Here is a 12,794-nt window from a genome sequence, read left to right as displayed (position 1 = left end):
ACGAGAGGATGCCCGACGGCCCTAAAAAAATCAGTCGAGGTCGCGCGCCCGCAAGCCCGCGTCGATGAGATCGAGGACGACGGAGCTCAGCGTGGCGAAGCGCTCGGAGCGACGCAGGGCCGCCGCCGCCTCGGGACCCACGGGCACGTCCGCGAGCATCCCGTCGAGGGCGAGCATCGCCAGGCCGTGGACCCCCGCCATGATCGCCATGGCCAGATCGTGGACCCGTCGGTCGCTCGGCTCTGAACCGTCACCTTCGCCCGCGCGCGCGAGGGCTTCGAGCACGCCGCGGACCTGGACCTCGAGCAGCGCGAAGGCCCCCTCGCCCGCGTCGCGCAGCCCCGGCGTGGGCGCGCTGATGGCCCGACCGAACATCACGCGGTAGTGCGCCGGATGCTCGGCCGCGAAGCCCAGGTAGACCTCGCCAAAGGATCGCAGCCGCGCCCGCGCGAGGGCGAGGGGGTCCCCCGCCTCGACGGCTTCCTGGGCCGCGAGGCCGCGGGTGAGCAGCTCGGCAAAACCCATCTCGGCCACGGCGAGGAGCAGGGCGTCGCGGTCGGCGAAGTGGCGGTAGGGCGCGGCGTGAGACACCCCGACGCGCCGAGCGACCTCGCGCAGGGTGAAGCCCTCGGGCCCGCGCTCGGCGATGAGCTCGAGGCTGCCCTCGATCAGCGCGCGGCGCAGATCGCCGTGGTGGTAGGTCGCCCCGCGTGACTTGCGCCGAGCACCCTTCGACTTCGCAGAAGCTCCCTTGGACCGCGCCACTGGCCCCGGAGCCTACGTCGAGGCCCTCGATGTTACCAGTAGAAACTTTTTCCCAGATCCATGTTGACACTGTCTACACATCCGCCATGTTTACGTCGTCTACATCGAGCGCGAAGCCACCATGAGCACCACCACCCCGGACAAGTTCACCGCCTTCATCCCCCCCGAGCTCGACGGCGAGGTCGTCGTGTTCCTCACCGGCATGCGCATCAACAAGTGGTGGCGCCCGAGCCACTGGCTGCCGGTGTTCATGGCCATGGGCGGCATGCTCAGCGAGCTGCGCGCCTCGCCCGAGCTCGGCCTCCTCGGCCACCACGCGTGGTTTGGCCAGACGATGATCGTCCTGCAGTACTGGCGCTCCCACCAACACCTCGAGGACTACGCGCGCGCCAAGCAGCGCCGCCACATGCCCGCGTGGGTGCGCTTCATGAAGCGCGTCGGCGTCGGCGGGGACGTGGGCATCTGGCACGAGACTTACCTCGTGCGCCCGGGAAACTACGAGACCGTCTACGTCAACATGCCCGCCTTTGGCCTCGCCGCGGCCACCGAGCCCGTGGCCATCACGCGGCGCACCGACAGCGCCACGGCGCGCATCGATGCAGGCCGCGCGAGTGCTCGACAAAGTGAGAAACACGAAGCCGACGCGGCGTGAGCTGACCGCCACCTCAGGCAGGCCCCAAACGGGCCAATTCGGGGGTCTGGACGCAAAGACCGCCCTCTGTCGGCGGGCCCTCGACCGCTATACTCCCGCGCACATGTTGCTGACTGGTCGACTCCTCTGGCTCACCGATGACTCCAAGCTCGTTGCGCAACAGCTCGCAGGCGAGGACCCCGACTTCAGCCCTGCCGATCCGCCCGCCCTCCACTTCGGCGTCAACACCGACGCGATGATCAACGGAGCGGCCTGCACCCTCGGCTACACCGGCGAGATCCTCGGGCCCTACTTCCTGCAGAACTTCAAGGAGACCGTCGAGGTCGAGGGCGTCAAGAGCGGTGGCTTCCAGGTCGTCGTGGGCGGCGACGCCTACGGCTCGGGCAGCTCCCGCGAGGTCGCCGTGGTCGCCCACCAAGGCGCCGGCATCGAGCTCGTGATTGCGCGCAGCTTCCAGCGCATCTTCCAGGAGAACATGGTCTACGCCGGCCTGCCCTTCACCACCGACTTTGGGGTGATCGACCGGCTCGAGGCCGGCGAGGACGTCGACCTGGGCGCCCTCGGCCAGGCGCTGCCGCCCTTTTTCCGCGCCGTGAGCGAGGCCGGCGGGCTCATGCCCTACGGCACCAAGGTGCTCGCCGGCGAGGTCGGCCCGACCTACTCGACCGAGGTCGAGGCCCGGCCCATGAACTGCATCGAGAAGATCGTGGCCAAGAAGGCCTGGCGCGGCCCGGACAGCGCCGAAAAATTCGGCATCGCGGCCGTCAAGCCCGGCGATCAGATCCTGTGCGAGGCCGACTTCCGCGGCATGCACGAGTACACCGGCGGCATGGTCATGAAGCTCTACGCCGACGAGTGGGGCAGCGCCCCGGTGCACCAGCCCGAGCTCGCCGCCGCCTTCGAGGACCACTTCGTGCTCATCGACAGCGACACGGTCCCGCTCACCGTCAAGAACAAGCGCCTGCTCCCGGCCCGCAACCTCGCCAAGGAGATGATCGAGGCCTGCGAGAAGAACGGCATCCGCCTCCACGGCCCCGGCCGCCTCAAGCAGGGCGTGTGCCACCGCATCGTCGTCGAGGACTACGCCCGCCCCGGCGACATCATCGTGCTGACCGACAGCCACACCCCGACCGCCGGGGTCATGAACGCCTTCGCCTTCGGCGTGGGCTCGACGGCCATGGCCTTCGCCCTGCGCACCGGGATGATCCCCGTGACCGTGCCCAAGACCGTCCGCGTGTGGGTCGAGGGCGACGCCAAGGGCGTGCTCTCGCCCAAGGACCTGGTCCTGCACCTCATCGGCGATCCCTTCTTCCGCGAGGAGCAGTGGCGCGAGTCGCCGACGGACACCTGCGTCATCCAGCTCGGCGGCCCCGGCCTCGACCAGTGGAACGTCGACGAGCTCTCGGTGATCACCAACATGACCGTCGAGGGCGGGCTGATGACCGGCATCGTCGAGCCCTGCGCCCCGCTGCGCGAATTCCTGAAGACCACCCGCGGCCAGGACTACGCCGAGCGCTTCGTCGAGCCCGACGAGGGCGCCGAGTATGTCAAGACCATCCACGTCAACCTCGACGAGGTCCCGCTGACCGTCGCCACCCCCGGCGACTCGCGCAACCGCCAGTCCCTCGCCGAGGTCGGCGACGTGCCGATCCACAACGTCGTCATCGCCTCGTGCACCGGCGGCTCCCTCGCCGACCTGCGCGCCGCCGCCGAGGTCCTGCGCGGCCGCGAGCTCGCCGACAAGGTCCGCGTCACCGTCACCCCGTCGAGCGACGACGTCGCCTCCGCGGCGAAAAAAGAGGGCCTGCTCGAGCTGTTCACCAAGCTCGGCGCCGTCGTCTCGGCCCCGGGCTGCGGCAGCTGCATCGGCAACGGCCCCGGCATCCCCTACGAGGGCGAGACCACCGCGAGCACGACCAACCGCAACTTCGACCGGCGCATGGGCGCGCCGGGGCCGGTCTACCTGGTCTCCCCGGCCGTCGCCGCCGCCTCGGCCGTGACGGGCAAGCTCACCGATCCACGTGCGCTGAGCTGAGCTGAGCGCGGACCGTGCTACCGTGGTGCTCGTGCCCACTGCCCGGCGCGTCCACCACAGCTATCGAGACTACCTGAGCCTGCTCGAGCTCAGCACCGTCAAGCTCGAGTATTGCGACGGTGAGATCTACGCCATGGCTGGCGGGACACCTGCCCACGCCGACCTGGCTGCGTCTGCCATCGGCCTGCTCATCGGCGCCCTCGGTAAGCGCTGCCGGGTGTCGTCCTCGGACCTCAGAGTCCGCGTCGAGGCCACGGATCTGTCGACCTTCCCCGACGTCACGGTCGTCTGCGGTGAGCGCAAGACCGCGGCGATCGACGCGAACGCGGTCATCAACCCGACCCTGCTCGTCGAGGTCACGAGCCCTTCGACCGAAGACTACGACCGGGGAGACAAGCTCAGCCACTACAAGCAGCTCCCGAACCTGCGGGCGGTCCTGTTGATCTCCCACCGCCGTCCACAGGTCACCGTCATCGAGCGCACCGCGACGGGCTGGAGCGAGACCAACGCGCGCGCGGGCGAGGTGCTCAGCGTGGCGTCCCTGCAGCTCTCACTCCCCGTCGACGAGCTCTACGCCGGCATCGAGCTTGGCGCCTGATGCCCAGCGGGCCGATTGGCTCCTGGAGCGCGCGACAACGCCCAGCTTCCCGTTGGGGGCCGCGTCAAGTCCATGGCGCTGCCCTGGGCGAGCCTGCTAGGGTTGGCCCGTGATCGCCGCGCGCCTGTGCCTCTCCCTCGCGGGAGCCTTCGCCCTGAGCGGGCCGCCGACCCTGCCCGAGGAGCCGAGCAGCGACGCGACGGTGGAGACGCCGAGCGCCGAAGCGCCAGCTCCGACGCCCTCCGAAGACGCGCCCGCCTCCGACGCAGCGACCGCCCCCAGCCCCGAGAGTCCCGCGCCGCCAGCGAACGCCGCCCCGCCAGCGAGCGCTCCCCCGCGCAGCGCCCTCCCTGCCGGGCTCGAGGTCGTGCCCTTCCCCCTCGAGCAGACCCGCGACGCCACGCCGCCGCCGCCGATCCCCGGCGCGAGCAACCCGAGCACGCCGCTGCCCTCGCCCATGGGCGTGGCGCCGTCGCCCATGCCCCGGCCCGAGCAGCGCTCGGTCATCGATCTGCGCGACCCCTTCAACCGCCCGCCGACCACGCCGGGGCGCCCCGGCGACGCATCCTTCGCCCAGCGCATGCTGCTGCCCGATCTCAAGGACCCCTTCGCGCCCGAGGCCCGGCAGGTCCGCTCGACGACCCTCGATCGCCAGGTCCCCAACGACATCCGCGACCCCTTCCACGACGCGGCGCGCCCCGACAGCCCGCGGCCGCCCTGTAGCCAGACCACCGGCGACGGCACCGTCGTCCAGCGCCCCGGCGCCGAGCCCATGCGGGACCCGCGGTGCGTGACGCCGGCCATCGACCTCCGCGACCCCTTCCCGGGCTGACTTCCCGAGCCCGACGCGCCGATCGTCCATCCGTTGATCCCGTGTTCATCCATTCCACGATCGTCGTGGAAGATGGGCAAAAACATGGTTCCACTCCACTGACGGCTGCGCGTATCATCGTCCAATGCCGCTGCGTGTTGGATTTTCGAGTCTCGGGGGAGTCCTTCCCCTATCCCTGTGTCTGCTCCCCCTCAGCCTGACGGCCTGTGGCGATGACGGCCCCTCGGGCGACGACGAGGCCGGGGAGAACGGGACGGACGAGGCCGACGACACCACGGACACCGGCGAGACGGGCTTCGTCGAGGCCGAGTTTCAGGTCCGCGAGAGCGTCAAGCAGCTGCACATCACCCACGCCGAGCCCGACATGGTCCTGCGGGTCCTCGACGGCGCGGGCATGGAGGTGGCGACGGGCACCGTCGACCAGTGGGGCAGCCTGATCTTCCGCGAGCTGACCCCGGGCGAGGGCTACTCCGTCGAGGAGACCGTGGGCGTCGAGCTCGAGGCCGCCCGCGAGCTGAAGGTCTGGGACACCGAGGAGAGCTACCCCGAGCAGTCCTTCTACGACGGCCAGACCCTCCAGCCGGGCTACAACTACATCACGACCCGCGACGGCACCCAGCTGTCGGCCTACGTGTTCCTGCCCGGGCCCATCGAGGACGGCCCCTACCCGACCATCGTCAACTACTCCGGCTACGAGCCCAGCAAGCCCGGCGGCCCCGTCAGCGAGCAGTTCGGGGAGCTCGGCGGCATCGACCTCGACTCGCTGTGCCCGCTCTTCCCGGTGATCTGCGACGCCCCCAACAGCCCCGCCGGCCTGCTCGGCGGGTTCATGGGCTTCGCCTCCGTCAACGTCAACATGCGCGGGACCGGGTGCTCGGGCGGCGCCTACGACTTCTTCGAGGAGCTCCAGGTCCTCGACGGCTACGACATCGTCGAGGTCGCCGCCGCCCAGGACTGGGTGCTCGACAACAAGGTCGCCATGGCCGGGCTGAGCTACCCCGGCATCAGCCAGATGTGGGTCGCCCAGACCAAGCCGCCCAGCCTCGCCGCCATCGCCCCGATGTCCGTGTTCGCGCACACGGCCGACTCGACCCTCCGCCCCGGCGGCATCACCAACAACGGCTTCGCCATCAACTGGGCCCAGAACGTGCTCAACAGCGCCGTGCCCTACGGCAAGGGCTGGGAGCAGGGCCTGGTCGACGGCGGCGACACGGTCTGCGAGGAGAACCAGCTGCTCCACGGGCAGCTCGTCGACGTGATCAAAAAGATCGACGACTACCCCTACTACGTCCCCGAGATCTACGACCCCCTCGACCCCATGAAGTTCGTCGACCAGATCGACGTGCCCGTGTTCATCACCGGCGCGTGGCAGGACGAGCAGACCGGCGGCGACTGGGCCCGGCTGATCAACGCCCTCGAGGCCTCGCCCATGGTCAAGCTGCGCGGCTTCAACGGCGTGCACGCCGACGGCTACACCCCCGAGCACCTGCTGCAGTGGGGCGCCTTCCTCGACTTCTACATCCGCGAGGAGGTCCCGGTGATCACCCCGGAGCTGCGCAGCGTCGCCCCGGCCCTGTTCGGCGCCCTGCTCGGTGAGGCCGTCGAGTTCCCGCCGGACCCCTACACGATGTTCGGCTCCTACGACGAGGCCCTGGCCGCCTACGAGGCCGAGGACCCCGTCGTGATCCAGTTCGAGATGGGCGCCAACCCCGAGTACGAGCAGGGCGCCCCCTCGCCCACGATGACCATGAGCTTCGACGCCTGGCCGCCCAACGAGCTCGACACCCAGCGCTGGTACTTCGGCCCCGACGGGGCGCTGAGCGAGGCGGCCCCCGGCCCCGACGGCGGCGGCTCCAGCTACCACATCGACACCGCCGACGGGCAGGCCGGCACCCTGCCCAACGGGGACATCAACGCCCTGGTCCCGCCCTTCGACTGGCAACAAGACGAGCCCGACACCGCCGCGGTGTTCATGAGCCCCGAGCTCGCCGAGGACGTCGTGATGGTCGGCCCCGCCAGCGCCGACCTGTGGATCCGCAGCAACGCCGGCGAGGCCGACATCGAGGTCAACGTCATCGAGGTCCGCCCCGACGGCCAGGAGATCTACGTCCAGGGCGGCTGGCTCCGGGCGACCGAGCGCTTCCTCGACGCCAGCCAGACCACGGACCTCGACCCGATCTTGACCCACCTCGAGGCGGACCTGCAGCCCGTGCCCGCCGACGAGTACGTCGAGGCCCGGATCCGCATCTTCCCCTTCGCGCACATCTTCCGCGCCGGCTCCAAGGTCAAGATCTCCGTCGACACCCCCGGATCCAGCCGGCCCGAGTGGAAGTTCATCCTCGACGAGACGCAGACCGACGACACGCGCATCGACGTCGGCCACCACGAGGACGCGGCGAGCTCCGTGCTGCTCCCGGTCGTCCCCGACGTGGTCGTCGACTCCCCCCTCCCGGCCTGCCCGCTGCGCGCCCAGCCCTGCCGCGAGCACCTCGAGTTCACGAACACGCCGGCCGAGTAGGCCGTCTCTTTCGACCCTTCAAAAGCCGTCCGCTCACCCGACGAGCAGGTCCGCCGCGGCCAGCTCGGGGGTGAGCGCCTCGCGAACCAGCGCGTAGACCTGGCTGCCCTCGGGCAGCTCGGTCGGCAGGTCCCCGCGCAGCAGCAGGGCCAGGCAGGGCTCTTCGCCGAGGAGCTTCGCCAGGTCCCGCGCGTCCAGCTCGACGCCCTCGGAGCCCCCGCGCAGGCGCGCGAGGAAGGCCCCCGCGGTCTCGCCTTCGCTCCGCTCGAAGCGGCGCAGGCTCCCGTCTCCCGCCCGGACCACGACCTGCGCGGACCGGGCCGCGGCGTGCAGCAGGCCGAGGCGGTACATGTCCAAACGGACGCCGCTGCCAAAGTAGTCGATGGTCTCCGGGCAGACCCGCTGGATCGCCCGGTTGGAGCTGGCGACGTTGTTGAAGGCCATCTCGCCCTTCGAGTAGACGTCGAGCCAGTGCATGGTTCCGTCCTCGAGGTCGAGGCTCAGCGGCGTGAAGATGCCGTTGTCGCCCTGGAGGTCGAAGCGCAGGGTGACCGTGCGCGGATCGAAGACGCGGCCGTCGACGTCGTCGCGGAGCATGAGCCCGGCGAAGCCCCGCTCGAGCTGGCTGAAGCTCGCGCCCGAGTAGGCGTTGACGACCATGACCGCGTGGCGAACACCCGCGGCCCGGGCGGCCTCCCAGTCGAGGTCGACGAACTCGCTCGAGCCCTCGGGGAAGGGCGCCGAGGTCAGGTCGCCGGAGCTGCGCGCGATGGCCTTGCCCGCGATGGCGCAGGTCAGCTCGTAGTAGCTGCACACCCCGAGGTAGCTCCAGTCTGCGGCGTAAAAGCCCACGGACAGATCGATGTCCGTGCTCGGGCCGCCCTCGGTCTCGCACCAGTGCAGGAACAGGCGCAGGGTCTTGCCCTCCGGCACGCGCACCCGTGAGCCCCGCGGGAGGTTGATCGCCGCTGGCGAGGCCGTGCGCTCGTTGAAGGGCGCGACGATGTCGGTGAGCCCCGCGTCGACGAGGGCGACGCGGTGTCGAGGCGCCTCGGCAAAGCGCGCGAGCAGCTCGGCCTCGACGCACGTCAGCGCCGACTCGACGACCGCCGGGGGCAAGGTCGCGCGCTCGTCCGGAGTCGTCACCGCCGTGACCACCCCGCCCTTGGGCCAGAACATCCGCCGCTTGGCCCGGCGCGTGCGCGTGGGCAAGAGGGCGTATAGGGTCAGCAGCACGGGCGTCGAGCACTTCGGCGCCGCCTCGACGAAGCGCGCGAGGGCATGGTCGACGCTGCCCCCGTCTCCCGTCGCGTCGTCGACGGCGGCCACGCGCAGCAGGTGATCAAAGCGCCGGCCCAGCTCGCCCGGACGGGTCGCCAGCAGGTCGGCCATGGCCCGCGCGTCGCCCCGGCCGGCGGCGGCCTCGAGCTGGCTGTAGAAGCCCGCGAAGGCCGGGGCCTTCTCGCCCGAAGAGGTCTTGCCCCGCACGACCTCGAACGCCCGCGCGACCTTGGGGAAGCGCTTGGCGTACTCCCCCGGGTGCAGGAACTGGCCGACCCACACCCAGTAAGAGCGGTGGCGCAGCATGTCCTCGATGAGCGAGCGCTCGTCGAGCTCCTCGAGCAGGCCCAGCAGCGCGCGGCGGAAGGCTCGGCGCAGCTTGGGCATGGGGAAGCGCTTGACCGTCTTCGACTCGCTGACGTTGATGGGCTGGTCCGCGTACTGGCGCGCCAGCTTGGGGTTGTTCTCGAGCCAGGTCTCCCACCACGGCAGATCGCGGTAGCGCTTTTCGGTGACCTGGACGTAGGTCTCGCCCTGCAGCGCCGCGTCGGCGCCCGCGTACACGGCGATGGCTCGGAGCACGTCCGTGGCCGTGCGCAGCTGCGCCTTGGCCAGGGGCAGGACCTCCGGCAGCGCGTCCCCGGCCAGGGCCAGGAGCCGGCCGAGGACCAGCGCGACGTTCTCCTTGAGCGGGATGGCCTCGGGCAGCCAGGGGATGAGCGCCGCGCCGTGGTGGTCGACGATCGCCGCCAGGTCGGCCTTGTCGACGGGGTTGAGGGCCTGGGTCCGGGCGCACAAGCTCACGAAGAGCTCGCGCGTGGCCGCCTCGAGGTCCTCGCCGAGCTCGAGGCGAGCGAAGCGGACCTGCTCCTTGGGCAGCTCGCGGACGATGTCCGGGCCGAAGAAGGGCGAGTCGCGGCTGACCTTGGCGTTGCAGATCGGGCAGGCCGAGTAGTTGTCGCCGTCGAAGCAGCGGTCGCACACGACGTGCTCGCAGGGGTCGAGGACGTGGGTGCTGCCCTCGGCCCCGCAGTGCAGGCAAGGCTGGTCGGGCTGCTGCAGGTAGTGGCTGAGCACGCGCTGGACCCACAGCGCGTGGGTGTCCCGGGGGATGCCCTTGGGGAAGCGGCGAAACAGCGGGCGGTGGACCTGGTTCGCGCCGAGCTGCGCCGACAGGGTCGCCAGCGCGCCGTCGCGGACCGCCCGGCGCTGCTCCGAAGCCAGCGCGGCCACGGCCAGGCGCAGCTTCTCGGTGCCCGCGTAGCCGAGCGCCGCGAACTCGAGCAGGAAGGCCTCGGTCTCGCGCGCGGTCTGGCGCAGCGTCGCGTCGTCGAGCTTGGACCGGCCCCACGCGAAGATCGCCCGCAGCGAGCCCCCCTCGCCCGCGGACGAGTCCGGCGCGGGGAGGAACAGGAGGCCCTGACGCCGAAGCAGGATGTCGGCGATCGCACGCGTGTCCGCAGTCATGGAGTCGTCTCCACCCGTAGCCAAAAAAAGATGGCAGGGAATCGCCCGAGCTAGGAAAGTGGGTAGACTTGGAGAAGGAAGCCCGGACTCGGCCTGCCGCCTCTCAAGCTACGCGCACTCCCCTCCCCGTGCAAAAGCCAGCACGCAGGCGCTTGCTCACGCCCGCGGCCCTCCCTGGTCCGGCCTGGCATGAGGCGCCCCCTTGTCCGCCCGCGGGGCCGCGGCTTAGGGTCGCCACCGACCATGTCCGTGCAGCTCGACAGCTATCTCCAAGGCTCCTGGAAGGCCGGCGAGGGCGACCCCCGCTCGCTCATCAACCCGACCACCGAAGCGACCGTGGCGACCATCCGCTCGGTGACCCGCTCCCTCGCCGACGCCGTGGCCTACGGGCGCGAGACCGGCGGCAAGTCCCTGCGCGCGATGAGCTTCGCCGAGCGCGGCGCGATGCTCAAGGGCATGGCCAAGGCGCTCCACGAGGCCCGCGAGGAGCTCATCGACATCGCGATCCAAAACGGCGGCAACACCCGCGGCGACGCCAAGTTCGACATCGACGGCGGCATCTCGGTGCTGTCCCACTACGCCTACCTGGCCAAGGAGCTCGGCAAGGACTCCAAGGGCAACGACAAGCCCTGGCTCATCGAGGACGAGCCCGTCGAGGTCTACCGCGGCTCCAAGATCCGCGCCGAGCACATCCTCTTGCCCCGCCACGGCCTCGCCGTGCACATCAACGCGTTCAACTTCCCGGCCTGGGGCATGATGGGCAAGGCCGCCGTGGCCCTGCTCGCGGGCATGCCGGTGCTGTGCAAGCCCGCGACCAGCACCGCCTGGCTCGCCCACCGCATGGTCCAGATCCTCGTCGACGCCGGCCTGGTCCCCGAGGGCGCCTTCCAGCTGCTGATGGGCTCGGCCGGCGACCTCCTCGACCACCTCGGGCCCCAGGACGTCGTCGCGTTCACGGGCTCCCAGGCGGTCGGCCTGCAGATCAAGACCCACGCCAACGTCATCGCCCGGGGCGTGCGCGTCAACCTCGAGGCCGACAGCCTCAACTCCGTGGTCATCGGCCCCGACGTCGAGGAGGGCACGGAGCTGTTCGACCTGGTGATCCGCGACCTGGCCGTGGAGATGACCCAAAAGGCCGGGCAAAAGTGCACCGCGACCCGCCGCGTGTTCGTGCCCGAGGGCGCCGTCGACAGCATCAAGGAGGCGCTGTTCGACCGCCTCGACCAGATCAAGATCGGCGACCCCAGCGACAAGGCCAACCGCATGGGCCCGCTGACCAGCAAGCGCCAGCTCGAGGACGCCCGCGCCGGCGTGAAGACCCTGAGCGCCGACGCCGAGATCCTGCGCGGCAACCCCGAGCGCAGCGAGGGCTTCGCCGGCGTCGAGGCGGGCACCGGCTACTTCCTCGAGCCCATCGTGCTCCTGGGCAAGCCCGACAAGGTCGCCGATCCCCAGGCCGCCTTCCACCAGCACGAGGTCTTCGCCCCCGTCTCGACCCTGCTGCCCTACGACGGCGAGCTGGCCACCGCCGCCAAGCTCATCGCCATGGGCAACGGCAGCCTGGTCACCACCGTCTACACCGACGACCGCAAGTGGCTGGCCCAGGCCGTCGCCGAGATGGGGCCCTACCTCGGGCGCATCGTCGTCGCCAACGAGAAGCACGCCGGCGCGTCGATGGCCCCGGGCTGCGTGTTCCCGGTCGCCAACCACGGCGGCCCCGGTCGCGCGGGCGGGGGCGCCGAGCTCGGTGGCGTCCACGGCATGAGCCTCTACATGCAGCGCGTCGCCGTTCAGGGCGGCGCCAGCCAGCTCGCGCGCCTGCTCGGCAAGTAGGGTCCAGGCTCGGACAAGCTCCAAGAGTCGTTGAAAGGCGGGCGCGAGCTCGCCTTTTTGCGTGCTTCCGGTGATAGAACCGAGGTGTGGCCGTGGTCCTCCCGAGTTTGATCGCCGTGGTGTGCTGGGCCAGCCCTCCAGAGGCCGAGGTGGCCCCCGCGGTGGAGACCGAGGTGGTCCCAGAGGTTGAAGGCGACGCAGAGGCCCCGGGCAAGGTCGAGGGCTGGCCGCCCGAGACCGCCCAGTTCCTGTCGATGCGCTTCGACTCTGGCGCGCGCATCCCCCTGACCGGCCCCGATCCGCTCCAGTACTCCCTGCGCATCGACCTGGGCTGGGACCGCGCCTGGTACTGGACCGACACCTACAAGGGCCTCGGCCTCCGCCCACACTTCGCCTACCGCTACGACCACCACCCCGACGCGAACACCAACGCGTGGCGCCACCTCGCCGAGCTCGGGGCGAGCGTTGGGTTCATCTTCGGCGACAGCTACTTCCTCGGCTACCGAGCGAGCGTGGTCGCGGGCAGCAGCAACCGCGCCGACGCCTACACGACCGCCCTGGGTGCCCGCCACGGCCTCGAGTTCGGCATGGGCTGGTCCGCCCGCTCGGACCCGCCCGAGACCGGCCTCGTCAGCCTCGGCTTCCTGGGCCTGTCGCTGACCCACGAGCGCCTGTGGCTCCCCGACAGCCAGCACGCCCTCATGGCCGCGGCCTGGGTCGATCCCGTCCAGTTCTTCTTTGGCCTCGTCGCCTACGCGGGCGAGGCCTTCGGCGGCGGCTGAGGAGGCGCGGGTACTCCGCGCGCCATCTTCG

General features: G+C 70.7%; 9 protein-coding genes. 7 read left to right on the top strand and 2 right to left on the bottom strand.

What is annotated here, in order from left to right:
* Positions 1–30 precede the first annotated feature (30 nt).
* The gene (locus PPSIR1_RS19880) at positions 31–765 is read right to left on the bottom strand and encodes a TetR/AcrR family transcriptional regulator (RefSeq protein ID WP_006972922.1); all 735 of its coding nucleotides are present in this window, start codon (positions 763–765) and stop codon (positions 31–33) included.
* 121 nt (positions 766–886) lie between these two features.
* On the opposite strand from PPSIR1_RS19880, the gene PPSIR1_RS19875 reads away from it, so the two are divergent.
* The 5 genes from PPSIR1_RS19875 (at position 887) to PPSIR1_RS19855 (ending at position 7,400) form a co-directional block, all read left to right on the top strand.
* Positions 887–1,417, top strand: a complete 531-nt coding sequence (locus tag PPSIR1_RS19875; RefSeq protein WP_006972921.1) for a DUF4188 domain-containing protein — start codon at positions 887–889, stop codon at positions 1,415–1,417.
* Positions 1,418–1,520: 103 nt separating this feature from the next.
* The gene (locus PPSIR1_RS19870; protein ID WP_006972920.1) at positions 1,521–3,452 is read left to right on the top strand and encodes an aconitase family protein; all 1,932 of its coding nucleotides are present in this window, start codon (positions 1,521–1,523) and stop codon (positions 3,450–3,452) included.
* 31 nt (positions 3,453–3,483) lie between these two features.
* Positions 3,484–4,050 carry a Uma2 family endonuclease gene (locus tag PPSIR1_RS19865; protein ID WP_045116377.1) on the top strand — a complete coding sequence of 189 codons (567 nt, stop codon included), beginning with the start codon at positions 3,484–3,486 and terminating at the stop codon, positions 4,048–4,050.
* A gap of 109 nt (positions 4,051–4,159) precedes the next feature.
* A complete protein-coding gene (locus PPSIR1_RS19860) occupies positions 4,160–4,882 on the top strand; it encodes a hypothetical protein (RefSeq protein WP_006972918.1) in 723 nt (240 codons plus the stop codon).
* Between the two features lie 124 nt (positions 4,883–5,006).
* Positions 5,007–7,400 carry a CocE/NonD family hydrolase gene (locus tag PPSIR1_RS19855; RefSeq protein WP_006972917.1) on the top strand — a complete coding sequence of 798 codons (2,394 nt, stop codon included), beginning with the start codon at positions 5,007–5,009 and terminating at the stop codon, positions 7,398–7,400.
* 33 nt (positions 7,401–7,433) lie between these two features.
* On the opposite strand, the gene PPSIR1_RS19850 is transcribed toward PPSIR1_RS19855, so the two are convergent.
* Positions 7,434–10,148, bottom strand: coding sequence for an MXAN_6230/SCO0854 family RING domain-containing protein (locus PPSIR1_RS19850; RefSeq protein ID WP_006972916.1), 2,715 nt, complete (start codon positions 10,146–10,148; stop codon positions 7,434–7,436).
* 243 nt (positions 10,149–10,391) lie between these two features.
* Here PPSIR1_RS19850 and PPSIR1_RS19845 point away from each other — a divergent pair, with 243 nt between their 5' ends.
* Together PPSIR1_RS19845 and PPSIR1_RS19840 are read left to right on the top strand one after the other, a co-directional pair.
* A complete protein-coding gene (locus PPSIR1_RS19845; protein ID WP_006972915.1) occupies positions 10,392–11,981 on the top strand; it encodes a 3,4-dehydroadipyl-CoA semialdehyde dehydrogenase in 1,590 nt (529 codons plus the stop codon).
* An 86-nt stretch (positions 11,982–12,067) separates the two neighbouring features.
* Positions 12,068–12,763: a hypothetical protein gene (locus PPSIR1_RS19840; RefSeq protein WP_006972914.1), complete on the top strand. Its 696-nt coding sequence runs from the start codon at positions 12,068–12,070 to the stop codon at positions 12,761–12,763.
* Positions 12,764–12,794: the final 31 nt, after the last annotated feature.

Origin of the sequence: Plesiocystis pacifica SIR-1 (genome assembly GCF_000170895.1) — a bacterium.
Lineage (GTDB): Bacteria > Myxococcota_A > Polyangia > Nannocystales > Nannocystaceae > Plesiocystis > Plesiocystis pacifica.
Note: the sequence above shows the minus strand (reverse complement) of the source record. Positions and strands in the feature narration are given on the sequence as shown.